This window comes from Fumia xinanensis, assembly GCF_014384905.1.
GTDB classification, from domain to species: domain Bacteria; phylum Bacillota; class Clostridia; order Oscillospirales; family Ruminococcaceae; genus Fumia; species Fumia xinanensis.
Genome location: NZ_JACRSV010000002.1, coordinates 610,485 through 628,736, shown reverse-complemented (window position 1 = coordinate 628,736; position 18,252 = coordinate 610,485). Strand labels below are relative to the sequence as shown.

At 52.1% G+C, this 18,252-nt stretch carries 19 protein-coding genes; 9 read left to right on the top strand and 10 right to left on the bottom strand.

What is annotated here, in order from left to right:
• Positions 1–51 precede the first annotated feature (51 nt).
• The 3 genes from H8710_RS09475 (at position 52) to H8710_RS09465 (ending at position 5,207) form a co-directional block, all read left to right on the top strand.
• On the top strand, positions 52–1,563 hold the full coding sequence (locus H8710_RS09475) for a recombinase family protein (RefSeq protein WP_238045388.1): 1,512 nt from the start codon (positions 52–54) through the stop codon (positions 1,561–1,563).
• Between the two features lie 54 nt (positions 1,564–1,617).
• Entirely contained in the window at positions 1,618–2,964 is a 1,347-nt protein-coding gene (locus tag H8710_RS09470) for a recombinase family protein (protein WP_249295263.1), read from the top strand.
• 146 nt (positions 2,965–3,110) lie between these two features.
• Positions 3,111–5,207: an EAL domain-containing protein gene (locus tag H8710_RS09465; protein WP_249295262.1), complete on the top strand. Its 2,097-nt coding sequence runs from the start codon at positions 3,111–3,113 to the stop codon at positions 5,205–5,207.
• A gap of 131 nt (positions 5,208–5,338) precedes the next feature.
• Here H8710_RS09465 and H8710_RS09460 read toward each other — a convergent pair whose 3' ends face one another.
• Complete coding sequence (locus H8710_RS09460; RefSeq protein WP_249295261.1) at positions 5,339–6,232, bottom strand: NAD(P)/FAD-dependent oxidoreductase; 894 nt, start codon at positions 6,230–6,232, stop codon at positions 5,339–5,341.
• Positions 6,233–6,514: 282 nt separating this feature from the next.
• On the opposite strand from H8710_RS09460, the gene H8710_RS09455 reads away from it, so the two are divergent.
• Positions 6,515–7,060, top strand: a complete 546-nt coding sequence (locus H8710_RS09455; RefSeq protein ID WP_249295260.1) for a GNAT family N-acetyltransferase — start codon at positions 6,515–6,517, stop codon at positions 7,058–7,060.
• A 51-nt stretch (positions 7,061–7,111) separates the two neighbouring features.
• Here H8710_RS09455 and H8710_RS09450 read toward each other — a convergent pair whose 3' ends face one another.
• Positions 7,112–7,594 carry a hypothetical protein gene (locus tag H8710_RS09450; protein WP_249295259.1) on the bottom strand — a complete coding sequence of 161 codons (483 nt, stop codon included), beginning with the start codon at positions 7,592–7,594 and terminating at the stop codon, positions 7,112–7,114.
• Between the two features lie 116 nt (positions 7,595–7,710).
• Between H8710_RS09450 and H8710_RS09445 the strand changes: the two genes are divergently transcribed.
• Entirely contained in the window at positions 7,711–7,983 is a 273-nt protein-coding gene (locus H8710_RS09445; RefSeq protein ID WP_249295258.1) for a helix-turn-helix domain-containing protein, read from the top strand.
• Positions 7,984–8,043: 60 nt separating this feature from the next.
• On the opposite strand, the gene H8710_RS09440 is transcribed toward H8710_RS09445, so the two are convergent.
• Positions 8,044–8,520, bottom strand: a complete 477-nt coding sequence (locus tag H8710_RS09440) for a hypothetical protein (RefSeq protein WP_249295257.1) — start codon at positions 8,518–8,520, stop codon at positions 8,044–8,046.
• 120 nt (positions 8,521–8,640) lie between these two features.
• Between H8710_RS09440 and H8710_RS09435 the strand changes: the two genes are divergently transcribed.
• Positions 8,641–8,922, top strand: a complete 282-nt coding sequence (locus H8710_RS09435) for a helix-turn-helix domain-containing protein (protein WP_249295256.1) — start codon at positions 8,641–8,643, stop codon at positions 8,920–8,922.
• A 136-nt stretch (positions 8,923–9,058) separates the two neighbouring features.
• On the opposite strand, the gene H8710_RS09430 is transcribed toward H8710_RS09435, so the two are convergent.
• The 4 genes from H8710_RS09430 to H8710_RS09415 all read right to left on the bottom strand — a co-directional run bounded on the left by H8710_RS09430 (position 9,059) and on the right by H8710_RS09415 (position 13,286).
• Positions 9,059–9,277: a ribbon-helix-helix protein, CopG family gene (locus H8710_RS09430; RefSeq protein ID WP_249295255.1), complete on the bottom strand. Its 219-nt coding sequence runs from the start codon at positions 9,275–9,277 to the stop codon at positions 9,059–9,061.
• Between the two features lie 876 nt (positions 9,278–10,153).
• Positions 10,154–11,557, bottom strand: coding sequence for a flotillin family protein (locus tag H8710_RS09425; protein ID WP_249295254.1), 1,404 nt, complete (start codon positions 11,555–11,557; stop codon positions 10,154–10,156).
• Between the two features lie 33 nt (positions 11,558–11,590).
• Complete coding sequence (locus H8710_RS09420) at positions 11,591–12,442, bottom strand: NfeD family protein (RefSeq protein WP_249295253.1); 852 nt, start codon at positions 12,440–12,442, stop codon at positions 11,591–11,593.
• A gap of 274 nt (positions 12,443–12,716) precedes the next feature.
• A complete protein-coding gene (locus H8710_RS09415) occupies positions 12,717–13,286 on the bottom strand; it encodes a DUF1836 domain-containing protein (protein ID WP_249295252.1) in 570 nt (189 codons plus the stop codon).
• A gap of 598 nt (positions 13,287–13,884) precedes the next feature.
• Between H8710_RS09415 and H8710_RS09410 the strand changes: the two genes are divergently transcribed.
• The 3 genes from H8710_RS09410 to H8710_RS09400 are packed head-to-tail and all read left to right on the top strand — an operon-like array spanning position 13,885 to position 15,506.
• A complete protein-coding gene (locus H8710_RS09410; protein ID WP_249295251.1) occupies positions 13,885–14,226 on the top strand; it encodes a hypothetical protein in 342 nt (113 codons plus the stop codon).
• 13 nt (positions 14,227–14,239) lie between these two features.
• The gene (locus H8710_RS09405) at positions 14,240–14,797 is read left to right on the top strand and encodes a hypothetical protein (RefSeq protein WP_249295250.1); all 558 of its coding nucleotides are present in this window, start codon (positions 14,240–14,242) and stop codon (positions 14,795–14,797) included.
• Between the two features lie 10 nt (positions 14,798–14,807).
• Positions 14,808–15,506 (top strand): hypothetical protein, encoded by a 699-nt coding sequence (locus tag H8710_RS09400; RefSeq protein ID WP_249295249.1) that lies wholly within the window; start codon positions 14,808–14,810, stop codon positions 15,504–15,506.
• A gap of 51 nt (positions 15,507–15,557) precedes the next feature.
• Here H8710_RS09400 and H8710_RS09395 read toward each other — a convergent pair whose 3' ends face one another.
• From H8710_RS09395 to H8710_RS09385, 3 genes are all read right to left on the bottom strand, one after another.
• Positions 15,558–16,124, bottom strand: a complete 567-nt coding sequence (locus H8710_RS09395; protein ID WP_249295248.1) for a hypothetical protein — start codon at positions 16,122–16,124, stop codon at positions 15,558–15,560.
• 230 nt (positions 16,125–16,354) lie between these two features.
• Complete coding sequence (locus H8710_RS09390) at positions 16,355–16,657, bottom strand: DUF3795 domain-containing protein (protein ID WP_249295247.1); 303 nt, start codon at positions 16,655–16,657, stop codon at positions 16,355–16,357.
• Positions 16,658–16,755: 98 nt separating this feature from the next.
• Positions 16,756–18,120, bottom strand: a complete 1,365-nt coding sequence (locus tag H8710_RS09385; RefSeq protein ID WP_249295246.1) for an MATE family efflux transporter — start codon at positions 18,118–18,120, stop codon at positions 16,756–16,758.
• Between the last annotated feature and the right edge of the window lie 132 nt (positions 18,121–18,252).

The following is an 18,252-nucleotide window of genomic DNA, read 5'->3' as shown; positions in this document are numbered from 1 at the left end:
TAATAGAACTGTCAGCAGCTCCGTTTCTTTTTTAAGAAAAGGAGCGACAAAATGAATAACAGAATAGACGCAATCTATGCAAGGCAATCGGTAGACAAAAAGGATAGCATTTCCATTGAAAGCCAGATTGAGTTTTGCAAATACGAATTGAAAGGCGGGAACTGCAAAGAGTACAAGGACAAAGGGTATTCCGGGAAAAATACGGAGCGTCCACAATTCCAACAGCTTATGCGGGATATTGAAAGCGGCCTTGTGCGGAAAGTGGTGGTTTACAAGCTCGACCGCATCAGCCGTTCCATTCTGGACTTTGCGAAGATGATGGACTTCTTCCAAAAGTACGAAGTGGAGTTTGTGTCCTCTACGGAGAAGTTTGATACCTCCACCCCAATGGGGCGGGCGATGCTGAATATCTGTATCGTGTTCGCCCAGCTTGAACGGGAAACGATACAGAAGCGGGTGCAGGACGCATGGTACTCCCGCTGTCAGCGGGGCTTCAAAATGGGCGGCAAAACGCCCTACGGATTTCGGACAGAGCCTTATGTGATGGACGGGGTGAGCACAAAGAAGCTGGTAATAGAGCCAACCGAAGCGGCCTTTGTCCGGCAGATGTATGAGATGTACGCTGACCCGCAGGTATCGCTGCATGACATTACAAAGAAGCTGACGGCGGGCGGTATGCGTACTTATCATGGCAGGCCGCTGTCAAGGGCTACTTTGAGCGTTATTCTCCGCAACCCGATTTATGTCATGGCTGACCTCGACATATACGAGTTTTACAAAAGCCAGGGGACGGATATTTACAATGACGCCGCCGACTTTGCCGGGACAAACGGCTGCTATTACTATCAGGGCAAGGGGAATACAGAGGACAAGCACAAGCACCTGCAAGGACAGACGCTGGTACTGGCTCCACATGAGGGGTTTATCCCATCGGAGCTGTGGCTGAAATGCAGGAAGAAGCTGCTTGCCAGCCACACCTACCAGCCCGCAAGGAAAGCCCGGAACACATGGATGGCGGGAAAAATCAAATGCGGGAAATGCGGGTATGCGCTTATGTCGGCGCACTCCAACGGCATCCTCTATATGCGTTGCACCGTCCATGCGGACAGCAAGGCGTGTCCCGGCTGCGGGTGCGTGAAGCTGCACGAACTGGAAGCGGTGGTCTATGGGGCTATGGTGAAGAAGCTGAAAGATTTTAAGACGCTAACAGGCCGGAAAAAAGCGGCGAAAATCTCCCCGAAGCTGGCGGCAAAGCGGCAGGAACTGGCGCAGGTGGAAAGCGAGATTGAAAAGCTGCTTGACACGCTGACGGGCGCAAGCCCTGTTTTGATCTCCTATGCCAACAGCAAAATTGAGGAGCTGGACGCAAGGCGGCAGTCCATTGCCAATGAGATTGCAAAACTCTCTGCGGACGCTGTGCCGATGGAGAAGATGGAAAGCATTTCCGGGTATCTGGATGACTGGGAGAATGTCAGCTTTGAGGACAAGAGGCAGGTGGTGGACGCACTGATAACGGTCATCCGGGCGACAAATGAAAAGGTAGAAATTGAATGGAAAATCTGACGGGTTAATCCCCACCGTACCTATCCTTTTTGTGCTCTTGTCTATAATAGTGAAATGCTTTTCCCCGAACACGATGTCCGTTTCATCGCCGTGAACAGCGGTGTGGACAGCGCCAATCAGCAGGACAACGACTTTACTCCGTTCTTGAATATCATCAACGAGTTCTATGTCAAGGACAGCAGTAAAAAGGTCAAAGCGGTTATGAAGCAGAAAGGCGAATCCGGTGAGTATCTGACCACCAACCCACCCTATGGCTACATGAAAGACCCCGACAATCCAAAGAGACATTGGGTTGTGGACGATGAAGCCGTAGCTGTTGTCCGTCAGATCTTCGCATGGTGTATGGAGGGCTTCGGCCCCTCTCAGATTGCCAAGAAGCTGAAGGAAGCAAAGGTGGATTGCCCCACCGTCCATTGGATGAAGATGGGACGTAATGCTCCTGCAAAGACACCGGATAATCCTTACAATTGGGCACCACGAACTATCACCGGCATACTGGAAAAGATGGAATACCTTGGTCACATGGTCAACTTCAAGACCCGCAAGCAGTCGTACAGAAGCAAAAAGAAACTCGAAAACCCTCCCGACCAATGGAAGATTTTCGAGAACACCCATGAAGCTATTATTGACGAAGAAACCTTCGCCCGTGTGCAGGAGCTTCGCAAGAATAAGCGCAGACCCGCCAGAACAGGCAAGACCAATATGTTCTCCGGTCTCGTCCGCTGTGCCGATTGCGGTGAGAAATTGTACTACTGCACCAGCAACAGTTTTGAAACCAGACAAGACCACTTTGTTTGCTCCACTTCCCGTAAAAAGGGTAAGGAGGTCTGTGACACCCACTTCATCAGAGCCGTTGTACTGGAAGAAGGTACGCTCCAGCACATGAGGTTGGTAATCTCCTGTGTTGCAGGCTATGAGGACTCATTCCGCAGAGCATTGGGTGCCAAGCGAAGCGAGGAAGCAAGGAAAGAGCTTTCTGCCAAGAAGCAAACCTTGCAGAAATCCGAAAATCGTCTGGCTGAACTGGACAGATTGTTCAAGCGTATTTATGAGGATATGGTCAACGGAAAACTGTCCGAAGCTCGTTTTCAGATGTTGTCTGATGATTATGAGCAGGAGCAGGCAGACTTGAGAGCCAAGATTGAAATGCTTGAAAACGAAATACAGAATCAAGAAGATCAAGCGGAGAATGTTGATAGATTTATCCGACAGGCAAAGAAATACCTGTATCTGGAGAAGCTGACACCGACCGTGCTGAACGATATGGTGAACGCCGTATATGTTCATGCACCGGACAAGTCCAGCGGACACCGAGTGCAGGATGTGACCATCAGTTACAACTATATCGGCATACTCCCCGCCAATTTACTCTATGACGTTGTGAACGGAAAAGCGGCATGATCACTCATGCCGCCTTCCCGAAAACAATATTATAATGTTTTATTGGACCGCCCGGAAGTCGGCGTCTTTTACTTTTTCACTGTACTTTTGTGTAAACTTGTGGTAGACTAATTTTGAATATACTCTAAAGGAAAGGCGGTGTCACCATGGAAATCGGCTGGCTCATCGAAGAGCTGGATGAAGTGATTTATCTCAGCGATGCTGAAACCTATGAAATTCTGTTTGTCAATCGGGCCTGCCGGAAAGACCTGGGCCTTGACTCCCCTGACGACTACCTGGGAAAGCCCTGCTACAAAGTGCTGCAAAATCGGGACGAACCCTGTCCTTTCTGCACCAACCATCTGCTGAAGCCCGACGAAACCTATGTCTGGGAACATCAAAACCAACGGGTCAACCGGCATTACCTGCTGAAGGACAAGCTGATTTCCTATCAAGGCCGCCCGGTGCGAATGGAGGTGGCCTTAGACATCACCGACCGGGAAACCGTCAGCCGGGAGCTGTCTGAAAAGCTGGCTGTGGAGCAGGCCATCGTGTCCTGCACCCGGTCTCTCACTTCGGCGGAGAGCCTGGAAAAAGCCATCGCCCTGGTGCTCCAGAGCATCGGGGAATTCTATCGGGCCGACAGGGCCTATATCTTTGAGATCGACCACCAAAAGGACATCTGCAAAAACACCTATGAGTGGTGCGGAGAAGGCGTGGCGCCGGAAATGGAATTTTTGCAGGACGTGGACATGACCCTCCTGAACCGGTGGATGCCCCATTTCGAGCAGATGGAGCCGGTGCTCATTCCCGACCTGGAAGCCATCAAGGTGGACAGCCCGGAGGAGTACTGCATCCTTTCGATGCAGAACATCAAAAACCTCATCGCCGCCCCCTTCACCATCGACAACATCCTCATGGGTTACGTCGGAGTGGATAATCCTCGTGCTTACGCCGGGAACCCGGTCCTGCTCCAGAGCCTTGCCTACTTCATCGCCAACGAGATTACCAAGCGGCGGATGATATCCAAGCACACCTACCTCAATTATCACGATCCCCTCACCGGGCTTCTAAACCGCAACAGCTATATAGCCTACCTGGACAGCAACCCTGAAGAACGGCTCCAGTCCCTGGGCGTAGTGGTGGCCGACATCAATGGCCTCAAACAAATCAACGAACGGTTTGGCCACTCCTTTGGCGACAGTGTCGTGGCCACCACTGGCAGCATTATGAAGGAATTTATCGAAGAGCGGATTCTCTTCCGCCTCAGCGGTGACGAAATCGTCGGCTTTGTGGAAAACACCGATATCCAGCAGTTCGTCCATAAAATCCGCCAGATGCAGGAAATCCTCGAACGGCGGGTGCTGTACGGCGTCACCATCGGCTACACCTGGAGCGATGCCGAAATAAATGTCCAGAACCTTGTCACCCACGCCGACGAGCTGATGTTTATCCAAAAGCAGGAGTTTTACAAAAACTTTGACAGCAATTCCAAGCACGCCAACCATATGTCCCAGACTGCCCTTCTGGAAGAAGTGGCCCGAGGCTCCTTCCGCATGTACCTCCAACCCAAGTGCGATATTTCATCCGGTGAGGTTGTGGGAGCCGAAGCCCTGGTGCGCTTCGGGGACAAAACTCACGGCCTCATTACCCCGGACAAGTTTATCCCTCTGCTGGAAAAAGAGCGGCTCATCCGCTATGTGGATTTGTTTATCTACGAGCAGGTGCTCAAACAGATGACGGCGTGGCAGCAACAGGGCAAGCCCCTCTTCCCCATCTCCCTCAACTTCTCCCGCATCACCCTGCTGGACGCCGACCTGATGAAGGAAATGCTTGAAATCTACAGCCGGTATGATTCCGTGCCCAAAAATTTTGTCCAAATCGAGCTCACCGAGACCATCGGAGAGGTGGAGCGGGAAATCGTATTCCAGATCGGCAAGAGCATCCGGGATCAGGGGTTCCAGCTGGGACTGGACGACTTCGGCTCCCAGTACTCCAGTATGTCGCTGCTCACCTTCATGGAGTTCGACACACTGAAACTGGATAAAAGCCTCATCTGGAACCTGGAAACCAGCCCTTCCTGCCGTACCATGGTCAAATGCATCATCGACATGTGCCGGGAAATGGGAATGGAATGCTTGGCCGAGGGAGTAGAAACCGAAGAGCAGCTGGCCCTTCTGAAAAACATGGACTGCACCACCGCCCAGGGGTATCTATACAGCAAACCCCTGCCCGCGGACGAATTTGGAAAAATATATCTGTAATAGGCGCCGCCCCAATGGTACTGCCTTTTTCCCACAAAGATCCCCTTGATTTTCACAGCAGACGAATTTGGCTAACCAAATTCAGCGCTAAGACGTAACCTTAATCCCCGCCCTAATGTTTGCTTTTAATATCAGCACATTGCGGCTGCCTGAATACCTGCGATGGCACCATCGGCCACTGCTGTAGCAACCTGTCTTACTTTCTTCGCGCGGATATCTCCTGCCGCAAATACTCCTGGGATTTCCGTCTGCATCGAGTCATCAGTCAAAATATAGCCGTCATCTAACTTCAATTCTGTGTACATCTGCGTATTCGGAACAATTCCCGCGTATACAAATACTCCACACTCTGCATCTTTTACAATCTGCTTCATTCCTGTTTTGTTATCTGTAAATTCGAGCTCTTCCACCGCTTCGTTGCCATATACTCCAGTTAGACTTGAATGCGGCATGACTTCGATATTATCATGGGTAAATACTTTATCTTTGAATTCCTGTATACATGCAAGCTCATCCTCCAGGCATACAATCATCACTTTTGCCGCTAATTCAGCCAGATAAAGAGCTTCCTTAACCGCTCCATCTGCTCCGCCGATAACATAAACATTCTTTCCTTTATAGTTCAAACCATCTTTTGGTGCATTTAATCTGACACCTTTCAGACTTTCCCCGGGAATGCCCAGCATACGGCCAGAGCCACCATTTGCCAAAATTAAGGTTTTAGATTGATAACTTGCTTTATCGGTAACGACTTTCTTTATTTCGCCTGTAAGTTTTGTCTCTGTCACATTTTCATAACGAATCTCCACACCAGCACCGAGCGCCTGCTCTTTCATTCGTTCAGCAAAGGTATTGCCAGATTCTTCTTGTACGATTGCTGTATAGTGTGTCACTGTAGATACCGTTCCAATCAAACCTCCCACCTGTTTCTTTTCCAACACCAAAACTTTTTTTCCTCTGCTTTTCCCATAAATTGCTGCACTGATACCAGCAGGTCCTGCGCCAATAATAATCATGTCGTACATTTTAATATCCTCCTATATTTATAAAAATATGAAGCAATTGGCAATTTGCTTAAATGAGTGTTTTTCTGGGTTTTATTGCTTTTCTATATAAATTCCATTTGCGTGAATTTTATGCCAAGGTCTTGACAGGCTTATTTTAATATGTCCAAAATCTTTGTTTTTTCAATTCTACATATACATGGATTTCATATCAAATTTTTGTAGGAAAGCTTACGACCGTCCCAACGAAAAAGGCCCCTGCCAAACCAAAAAACCATTACCCGACGATAATAGGATGGTTAAATGATGGATTTAAGAGCAAAAAAGGCTGCGAAGCGCGAAAACAAGCAAAAAATCAAGGCAATTTACCACGCTTCGTTTTCCAGAGAAGACCGGATGCCCTTTTGGATGATGATGGCCATGTCCCACCTTTGGAACACCGAGTTTCTGGCGTTTTATGACGGCGATACCCTCTGCGGCTTTGTCTATCTCGCCACCGTCCGCAAGCTCAGCTTTATCATGTTCCTCGCGGTGGAAGAAACCCTCCGCTCCAAAGGATACGGCGGCGCCATTCTGCAAAAAGTCCAGGCCATGCACCCGGACAGCAAGGTCATCGTGTCCATCGAACCTTGCGGAGAGGGTGCAAAAGACCTGGCGCAGAGGATCCGGCGCAAAAATTTCTATCTCCGAAACGGATATGCCGAAACGGGATATTATATCAAATTGGGCGGGAAAACCCAGGAGCTCCTGATCCGGAACGGAACGTTCTCCAAGCGGGAATTTTCGTTGTTTTTCCTGCTGTACAGCAACTTTACCATGTTCCCTAAAATATCGAAATCATCGTCCTGAAAACAGTTCCAATGCAATGAAAAAAAGCAGGGGGCCTCCCCTGCTTTTGCGTTATAATAGGGAAGTAAACGGCGTTTTGTCCGCTTCCCTTTTGGATTCTGCGACGTTTATCAGCTCCAACCCCATGTCCAGCCCGTAGCGGATGTCACTGAATGCTCCGCCGAAATCGTCCCGCTGGTAATAAAATAAAAACCGGGAATTGCCAATGGCATACCGCACCGGCCGTAAGTGCGGTTCTGACTGGCGGCAGAGGCAGATTATCGCGTCAAACTCATCCTCGTAATCGGCCAGCAGATGGGCGTCCGACCCGATGAGAGTGAGCCGGATGGGGATATAGCCGTAGCATTGCTGAAGTTTTTGGAGGGTTTCCAGGCAGAGGCGCTCAAAAGGCCCTACGCCGCAGAACAGAAAGCTGGTGACGCCCCGTGCGATAAGGCCGTTGAATTCGTATTCCACCACGGGCTCGTACCCGTACGGAACATCGGGCCTACCGACGATACAGCAGGTACGCTTTGCAATGTATTGAATCCGCATAAATACTTCTCCTATATATGGATATATATACTAGTAAATATAGATAAGTATATAATACCTAATATCCAAATGTCAATAGGTATGATAATCTATGTCTATATATAGGAGGGAAAGCCATGGGTACTTTGAGGACAATCGTCGAAAATGTAGTGGGCAAGGAGCGGCCGTACGGGAAGGTGGAGCTGTTTTTAGGCGAATATATGGACGCCCACGGATTTTCCAGAAACGGGCTTGCCAAGCGCACCGGCCTGGACTATAAAACCGTCGACCGGTATTACCAGAACAAAAACGTGGAGCGGGTGGACCTGAGCCTGCTGGCGAAATTCTGCTACTCCATGAACTGTGAGCTGTCGGATATCCTCCGCTACCTTCCCCCGGAAAACGATTGATGAAAACCGCTCCCGCTTGCTGCCGTGGAGCGGTTTCGCTGGTGAAAAACAGGAATATTTTCATAGAGAAGCGGATGGCCCATCATCCGCTTTTTTTCGCGCCGCAATGTTGATGGGCCGCAGGCCCAGCCCCTCGCCGTAAATGAGGTCGCTTTGGATTCCGCCGAAGTCGGTGAGCTGAAAGTAGACCATAAACCGGGAATGCTCGATGGCAATGCGGTTGAGGGAAAAGGAGGGGTCCTTTTCGGGCCGCAGGCAGCAAACCGCGTCGAAGTCGTATTCTGATTTGGTGAGCAGAGTGATGTCGGTGCCGAGGAGAATGGTTTTGATAGGGATGTAGTCATAAGTTTGCTGAAGGCAGCGCAGGGCCTTGAGGCAGAGCCGCTCGAAGATATCCAACCCGGTGAAAAAGTAACAAGTGACCCCGTGGGCGATCAGATTATCGAATTCGTGTTCCAGCGTGGCCCGGTAACCGGGAGGAATGTCGGGACGGCCGAGGATGCAGCAGGTTCCGGCTGTAGAAGTCAAAAAATTCATAATCATTTCCTCCTATGGGTATTATACTTGTATAAGTATAATACCCGAATAGGTATAATGTCAAATTGGGTTATATGTGTTAAGGTATAATTATAGAAAATAACAAAGAAGGTGTGCAAAGTGAAAATTCCGATTCAATTGGTTGGAAAACGGACAGAAGTCTCTACTTTGCAGCCTTTTGGCAAAATCAAAGTCAAATTGGGCGAATACTTGAATCAGCACGGTATTACCAGAAACAGTTTGGCTGACAGTATCGGTGTCAAGTTCCAGACAATCGACCATTACTGTAAACCGGACGTGGAAATTTATAGACTGGATATGGTGCTCTTTGCTAAAATATGCTGTTCGCTTCAATGCGAAATAAGCGATTTGCTTGAATATATCCCATTGGAAAACAAATAAACCCGCTTTTGGATTTGTAAAGGTGCTTTTTGTTAGGTCACCTCATAGGGCATTAGATTATCGAGTTCGCGTTCCAGCGCGGCCCGGTATTCGGGAGGAATGTCGGGGCGGCCGAGGATGCAGCAGGTTCCGATTTTTATTCTTTGACCTTCTGATTTGGCAGGCGCTCGATAACAATGTTGTTGATCGCGTATTCCAGCATGATATTGATTAATTCATTGCGGGAGCGATGCGTTTCGTCAGCAAGCCGGTCTAGCCGGCAAATAATTCCTTCCGATATCCGAATGGTTGTCACACGATATCCATCCTCACCGCGAATCTTGATTTTTAGCGGTTCTCTATTGCTGTCATTCATAGCATCACTTCCTGCATCCATTGTAAAATATTGGGAAAAAGATTTATATATTATTGGTCCCCATTTTTTGAGAGCATCGGGCGGCTGTAACGTATATTAAAAATTGTTGTTGCCTTTCATTGAATATTATAAGGTTCCACGGATAATTTTTGTTGTAACTCTCCCTAAGGGGTATCTCATCAAATATTATATCAGAAGCATTCGTTCATAATCTAGTGCTAAACTAGTGTCAAAATAGTCCCAAAATTACACCATTATGGAACAACAAACCCGCCTTTACCGATTCGGTGAGGGCGGGTTTGTTATGTTGGTTTCTGTTTCGTTGTTCTCCTTAACCGTTACTGTTTTCTTTTCGTTCAGTCGTCGGGACTCGCCCCGACAGGCGAATTAAGGGGCTGTCTTGTCAGCCCCTTAATAATCCTACCGCGGGGGGAGGGCTCCGCGCTGCGCTTAGAATCCTAGGAGTCGCCCTCCCCTGCCACCCCTCGTGCTTTTCTAGGGCTTGTAGTAAAACGGAAAGATTTTTTGCTTCGTCGCTGTCCGGGGCTGCGCGCTTCGCCGCTCGCCCCCCTTTGGGGCCGTCGTCGCTGACGCTCCTCCGGCCCTCCATCAGGAAACCGTGTTTTTTACTGGCGGGGCGATAAGGTATCGCCCCCTACCGTTTACCAAGAAGTTTCGAAAAAATATAGGGGCGGATATAAAATCCGCCCGCAGTCTGCCGGAAGGTTTCAGGAAAATGTAGGGGCGGCCATCGGCCGCCCGCGGTTTCCCACAGTTTTTGCCTATCGGCGGGCGGCTGATAGCCGCCCCTACATTCCACTGAAAACAACAAAAAAGACGAACCCGCCGGGGGTTCGTCTTTTTTCTTACGAAAGCTTATTCCTCCGCTTTGATTTCCGCCGCGGGGGCTTCCTCTTTCTTTTTGCCCAAAAATTCCGGCAGGTTCATGCCCGCCATGTCGAACATCTCGTTCATGGGGGGGATGCTCTTCATCAGGCCGGACACAAAGCCCGCAGTCGCGGTCTTGCCGTCCTTTTCGCCGCCGTCCCAGACGGTGACTTTGTCGATTTTGATGCCCTTGACGGCCTCCACCTGGATTTTCAGGAGGTTTTCCATCTTGTCGGCCAGCATCAGGCGCAGAGCGTCGTTTGCGTCGCCGCCGGCGGCGCTGACGATGTCTTTCAAACCGTCTGCCTGTTTTTGGAGCATGGTCTGCAAGCCCTCCGCCTCAGCGGTCATGCGGGCGAGAATTGCGTCGGCCTCACCTTGGGCGCGGCGTCTGGTCTGCTCGGCCTCCGCTTCAGCCTCCAGTTCCATTTTGCGTTTTTCGATTTCGGTCTTGACGATGATGTCCGCTTCCAAAGTGGCTTTCTCACGGGCGAAACGTGCGGCCTCAGCCTGCTGTTCGGCCGAGTAAGCCTCTTCCAAAGCTTTTGCCGACTGGATTTTTTCCGCCGAGGTAGCGATTTTTAAGGCCTCCGCCTCTTTTTCGCGGCGGGCGGCGTTAGACATGGCGATGTTTATCTGGGCCTCGTTTTCACCCTCGATGGCGATGGAGTTTGCCTGTGCCACCTGTACGCGCTGGTCACGGTTGGCGTTGGCCTCACCGATGGAGCCGTCGCGCTCTTTTTCGGCCACGCTCTTTTTGGCGTCGTTAATGGCTTTTGCCGCCGCCTCTTTACCGAGGGCGGAGATGTAACCGGACTCGTCGCTGATGTCGGTGACGTTGACGTTGATGAGCCGCAGGCCGATTTTTTTCAGCTCGCCCTCCACGTTGCTGGACACCGCCGCTAAGAATTTATCCCTATCGGTGTTGATTTCCTCGATGTCCATGGTGGCGATAACGAGACGGAGCTGTCCGAAGATGATGTCTTTTGCAAGCTCCTGGATTTCCTGGAGTTTCAGGCCCAAAAGCCGCTCTGCCGCGTTCTGCATAACGCCGGGTTCCACCGAGATGCCCACGGTGAACCTGGACGGCACGTTGATGCGGATGTTCTGCCGGGACAACGCGCTCTGCAAATCCACCGAGATGGAAATGGGGGTCAAATCGAGAAACTCGTAAGCCTGCACCACCGGCCAGATGAAGCTGGCGCCGCCGTGGATGCATTTGGCGGTACGGTTGGAGCCGTCCTTGTTGTTGCCCACGTTACCGTAGATGACCATGACCTTGTCGGAGGGGCACTTTTTGTACCGGGACAGGATCAGGAGCAGCAGGGAGAACAAAATCACAACGATGACAACAATGAGAATCAGCATTTCAATGGATAAATTGTTTGGCATGTTTTTTCCCTCTCTTTTTTCTGTATTTGCCCGCTATTTCCTGCGGACCAGGAGCGTGGAAGCAAGCGCCTCCCGCACGACGACCGTTTCGCCGGTGGGAATGTCTTCCCTGTCGTCGGTCACCGCGTCGAATTCGGTGAGGGCCTCCCCCACCAGGACGTTTACCTTGCCCATGCCCTGCTTTTTCGCGGGGACGGTGAGATAAACTTCGCCCTCTTTGCCCACCGCTTCTCTGGGATCCATGGTGCCGTCGTACTGGCATTTTAAGAGCCAGTCGAACAAAAGCGCCACTAAAACCATCATCAGCGCGCCGAACACCAGGGCCAGGAACACCGAAACCACCGTGCCCAGCCCGCCCTTGAGCATGACGAGCCCCGACCAGCCGAATACCGCAAAGAAGGCGACGAAGCCCCTCAGGGTAAAGATGCGCAGGCTGTGGTCGAACTCGCCGGAATCCCGGGGGGTGTTGTGGTCGCCGTGGACGTCGTGCTCGATGAGCTGGGGCCCTTCGTGGAAAGCGCCCCCGAGGCCGTCGTCCGGTACTTCCCCGGGCATTTCCGGCACCGTTCCCCCGGCTCCCGCGTCAAAGGCAGGGCCGAACTCATGCGGGCCGGCTTCCAGATCGACAGGGCTGTCAGGCATATCGAAGCCGGTATCCGGCCCGTCAAAACCGCCGTCGGGTGCGTCGAATCCAGCGTCCGGCCCGTCGAATCCGCTGTCCACGTGGGCGTCGTGGACGAAACCGCCGTCGTCGCCGTCCCCCGCGCCGTGGCCCAGGCCCAAAAGGGTCAGGAGGGTCTGGATGACGAGGAGCACCGTTGCCGGGATGGCGATGCAGGCGAAAATCTGCTGAAGCCCGGTTAAGGACTCCCACCATTGCAGCATAGCAATCATTCCTTTCTGACGTTTTCGCCTTTGTCGCTGAAGCTTCCCGGCGGAAAAGGCGCAAACGCCGGACGATACCCTGTTTTGAATCCGCCTCCCTTCGATGGCCCGGCAACAGGTTTCCGGGGCCGAAAAACGTGTGGGGTTTCGGGCTCGTTCACCCAAATTCCCCGTAAAAACCTTTATTTACAGTCTGCCCCGGGACGATCCCGAAATTGCAGGGGGCTGAAAACAAGGGCGGCGGCCCATTGGGCTGGATAAATTTCGATGGAGGTTATCTGTTTTGCTGGGGCAGCGCGTCGTACATCTTTAGGGCCTGCTGCTTGAGCATCGACGCGATGTACGCCGTCACCATGATCTGGAGCACCCGGTAAACCCGCTCCTTCGCGCCGGGAATCGGCTCTTCGTAGCCTTCGATGGCACGGGCGCAGGCCTCGTCCAGCGTTTCAACCCCCAGCTTGCTCTGGGTGAGCATCTTCCCCACCGCCTCGGCGGCGGACAGGTACAAAGCCATGTCGTCGATGATGTCGTCGCTTTCGTCGTCCAGGTGTCCGTTGATGTAACTCAATAGGACGCTCACCCGATCCAACTGGAAGGAATCTTTGAGCATGTTGATGAGCAGAATCCGGGCAAACTGCCGGATGGAGTACCGCTTGTTCTGTGGCGGCGGCAGAAATCCCCGCTTCACCCAGTTCTGGATGGTGTAGGGTTCGAGTCCCGTCAGCGCCGCCACCTGGGACAGCATGAGCCCCCCGCTCAAAAACATGGGGGAAAGGAGCCGATTGGCGGTTTTCGCACTGATTTCTTCCGCCTCGATGGTGGAACCGGGCAGGTAATGAGCCATTTTTTCACCTTCTTTCCAAAGAAATGGACGAATGATTTCGAGAACCCTCGAAAGAGTTTCTCTAATTCCTTTTCCGGTTTACTTAAATATATCATAAGGTCACATGATTGTCAATAGGGTTCTGAAAATATTTTTGTAAAATTGAGGTAAAATGTGAGAGCCATTAAACCAAAAATAAAGTTGCGTTTTGATACAAAATATCTGAATACTTGTAATAAATATCGCACAATGCTACAAATCTTTTGTTTTTCCATTGACTCAACGGACAAAATGTGTTACTTTGGGAGTAAAGCAAAAAATCAGAGGCCCGCGATCCGCAAAGCCCCTGATTTTTTCCCATATTTCTATGGTCTACTTGACATCTAAATCATACGATTATGTTTATACAGATCAAACACACTACTATATAAAAGATGAACGGCCGAATACCTTAGGCACATAAGTTGATCATTACTATGCCGAATTTGAAGGCGAGATTTATCCGGCAAACAGCAGAGAAGCGGTTACCAAATATGACTGGTATACGATTGACACTGACTTTCTAAACACAACAATGACGGAAAAATTCTGGATTGCAGACGAAACAGATGCGGACATTATGAGAGTTCTGTTAGAATCGGCTAAGGCTCATGGGGAGCTTAACTTCAAATACTATTTAGATCAGCAAAAACTGTACTTAATAAATGGTATTGTGTGTGATCGGAATGAGGCCGGTAATTTTATGTGGACTTGCTATTTAGCGTCAAAGGGATATGGAAATGATTTGCAAAACATGTTGGCAGAAGGAGGAAGCTTAGTCCTTGAGAAAAGATGGGATGAAGCTGAAGATGCTTTCATGAGATGGGAAGGTATTCGATATTTTTATCAATTATTGGGCAAGGACGAAGAATTCATGAGAAAGCATTTGCCGAAATATAGGCACCCATGGATTCAAAACTAGAAAGCAGGTAAAGATGATGCAAACACGCTCCAAAAAATGGCATATGATCCTCCCTCTCCTCCTTCTCGCAACCGCCTGTCTTTCGGGCTGGCTCTATCTGAACACAGGAGACCGGCTCTGCCAGCGGTACAACCGGTACTGCTTTGAGCTGAACGAGCAAATCAAAGACGAAAGCTTCCTGTTTGCCGAAGTCAAATGGAACTCCATTGAGCTCCTGAACCGCGACCGGAAGGTCTACAAGACGATCAAACTGGAATCCTTCCGATTTTGGCATCCTGTCAAAGGGGGAATCTCCCAGGAACACCCAGGTGTTGTGCTTTATGCCCTGGGAGGGGCCGCGGACGACAGCGTGGGAGTCGTTTTTGTAAACGACCCCGCCCTCAACGGGGAGCTGGATGGAATCGACTGGGTAATCCGCCGCGGCTATCACAAGGAAGGGGAACCGGAGGATAAGACCCACGGTGAAGGCGAACTGGGCATTTCCGGTCTCAGTCAATGGATGCCGGATGCCGGATGCCTCAAGCGTTTGGGAGAAAATTCCTATCGCTATTCCACCAGATGGGACTATTAACAGGAGGAAAATGATGAAACGCTTCTGGAAACAAAACGCCCCCCGCCAATGGGCGGACAGTGTTCTAAAACCCGAGGAAAAACAGCGGGAGTCCGACCCCGCCTCCCCGGACGGGGCCTTTTATCTCTGCTTTTCTGAGGGAACCTACATCTTTCAGACTTGGTCTTATCACACCGATAAAAATACGGCGGATTTCACCGTGCTTTTTTGTGACACGGCTGTAGACGCCATCTGCATGCTCTGCGAAAATTACCCAACGGCGACGATTGTAAGAGCCTCCTCCGGCGATCCACATAGCTTCCCCCGCTTCTATGACCTCTTTTTAGACGCCAACGACTGGTCGGAGGGACGAAAGGTTCTTTCCGAACCCTATTCCTCCCATCAGGAGCTGATTTTGCTGAAAACGGGAGCGGACAGGGGCTTGCTGCGGGCGGTGTACATGAACGACAACGCCCTTTTGAAGGAGACGTACCAGTGCTGCGCACTTCCGCAGGGTACCCGCATCCCCGAAGGCGGTTATCAAGACGTCAAGGCGATTTTGCGGGATGGAAATTTCCCGGTAGACGTGTCTCCCGTAGGATTTGGCGATAACGCCGTGGATTTTGCCGTCGATCTGTCCCAAATCCCCCATGAAAGAGTCATTGGGGTATTTCGAGACGCCTGTGATCGTCGGGGCAAACACCTGGAAATCCTCTCCGCTCTCAAATAGCACCCCCTCCAAGGCAAAAAAGCCGGGAACCCTTACGGTTCCCGGCTTTCCCTATTTTTTCCCCGACTTTTTCCAGCAGAGTATTTCGTCCAGGTTGTCCAATATAAACTGCTGGGCTTCCTGGGAGTAGAGGTTCATGGGCTTCACCCCGTAGGTGGTCTCCCGCATGATTTTCGTGATACCCAGAGCGGTCCCCGTCTCGCTGGGGACCCGCTGGAGCTCCCCCTCGTCGTCGAACTCCTCCTCCAGGAATCCTTTCTCGAGGAGCCACGCCGCCATGTGGACGCCCGACACCCCCCGCATCCGGTCCACTCCCGCCGCGGCTAAAATCCGTTTCGCCAGCTCGGTGATGCCGATGGGGCGGCCGCTCAGTTCCACCGCCTGCTTCTGCTCTTCGGTGAGGCCCAGCCGCGCCACGATCCTCGGGCCGCCGCCCACCGCGCCGCCGTTTTGGATGACCTTGTCGAGCACCGACGCCACATAGGCAAAGCACCGGCAGAGCCGCACCTGGTTTGCCACGTCGTCCTCGGGGATTTCCAGCCCGGAAAGCGGGTCCACCCCCTCTGACAGAGCCTGCATATATTCCCTTGCCCGTTTGAGCTTTAGAAGTTCTTCCATGCCGTTTTCCTCACTTGTCTGATATTTGCGCCAGCCCCATGGGATGCGGAGCAGGACTCCCGCCGTTCACATCTGTTGAAGGCGGACCTCGCGGCGCTTCTCACCATTCCGCCCCTCTGTGGGAGCGGAGCCGGCTCCATCTGCCCCAAAGCCGCTCTCCGATGGGGGGCAGCGCGTTAGAGTCACATCCCGGACAAAAAGCAGCCCGGAAGCCCGTTTTCACCGGCTCCTCACTCGCCCGATTCTTCCCTTTGACGCAGGAAAGCCGCCCGCTTCTCCCGCTCGGCCGCCCCTTCCTCTTCGCTCACATTGGGGTCTTTGTAGCGGGTCCACCGTTCGCAGGGCATCTCCCCGCATTTGCCGCAGTGCTCCACCGCCTTGTCGAGGCAGCACTTGTAGACAGGACAGATATCCGCGTCCACATAGTCGAGCCAGAACACCCGGCCTTTCAGGGCGGGGCACCCGGCGCATTCGGTGGGGTAGCTGGGGCACTCGGAACAGACGATGCCGCAGCAACTGAGAATTCGTTCCATGGGTTCGGCCTCCTTTCGGGTCGTTGGGATTTCCCCAAAGGAAATCCCGTCCAACATCCTCATTTACAGTTTCAGCCTACCGCAAAAAAGCCCCTTTGTCAACCGTTTTCCCCCTTTTTCTCCCGTAGGGACGGCCACACCGTCAGCAGCATGGTCACAAAACAGCTCACCCCGCCGATCAGGTTGGAGATGGGCTCCGCCAGGAACACTCCGTTGACCCCCAGGCCGAACATCCCCGGCAGCCAGAGGGTCAGCGGCACCACGATGATCGCCTTCCGAAACAGGGAGAAAAAGATGGCCTGGCGGCTTTTCCCCAGGGCCACAAAGGTGGACTGCCCGGAAAACTGCAAACTCATGAGGAAGAACCCGAAGAAATAGAGGTTCAAGGCCGGGACGCCTTTTTGGATCAGCTCCGGCTCGCTGTTAAAGAGGTGGATGAACACATCCGGGATGAGCATGATCGCCACCCAGGCCAAAACGGTGTACCCGATGCAGACGGCGGACATGAATCCCACGCCCTTTCGCACCCTTTTGTACTCCCCCGCCCCGTAGTTGAAGCCCAAAAAGGGCTGCGCCCCGTTTGTCAGCCCCATGACCGGCATGGTCAGCACTTCCCGGACGGAATTCAAAACCGTCATGACCCCCACGTAGATGTCGCCGCCCCACTGCTGCAAGGTGGCGTTGCAGACGATCTGCACCAGGCCGTTTGTCACCGCCATGATGAATCCGGACATGCCTAAGGACACGATTTCCTTCACCGTTTTCCATTTGAGGCCCATGGCCTCCCGCCGGAGCTTAAAAATCGCCCGTTTTCCCCTGAGAAACCGCAGCACCCAGCAGGCGGAGGCCATCTGGGACAGGACGGTGGCCAGCGCCGCACCCCGCACCCCCATCTTGAACGCGAAGATAAAAAGCGGGTCCAGCAAAATGTTCAGCACCGCCCCAATGAGGATGGTGAGCATCCCCATTTTGGCGAAGCCCTGGGCGTTGATGAAGCTGTTCATCCCCAGCCCCACCATGACGAACACACTGCCGCAGACGTAGATGGTCACATAGGCGTCGGCGTAGGGAAAGGTGCCGGCGCTGGCCCCAAACAGATAGAGGATTGGTTTTTTAAATAGAAGGCAAAATATCGTCAGTACCGCCCCTGAACCCAAAAGCATGGCAAAAGAGTTGCCCATAATTTCTTCCGCCCGCTTTAAGTCCCCCTGGCCCCGCGCGATGGAGCAGAGGGGAGCGCCGCCCATGCCAAAGAGGTTTGAAAATGCCGAGATGATGGTGATGATGGGAAAGGTGAGCCCCAGTCCCGTCAGCGCCAGGGTGGACGCCTCGGGCAGGTGCCCGATGTAAATCCGGTCGACGATGTTATATAAAACGTTGATGAGCTGTGCCACCGTCATGGGCAGCGCCAGCCGCAGGATGGTGCGGGGGACGCTGCCCTTGGAAAAGTCGTTTTGCTCCATGAAAATCCGCGTTCCTTTCCGTTTGTTTGAGCCGCTGTTCTGTTTGCGGCAAAGGCGCAAACCGTTTTTGCGGAAAAGTTTCTTCTATTTTACTCCCATTCTCCCAAAACCGCAACTTTCCCACCGGGCAAA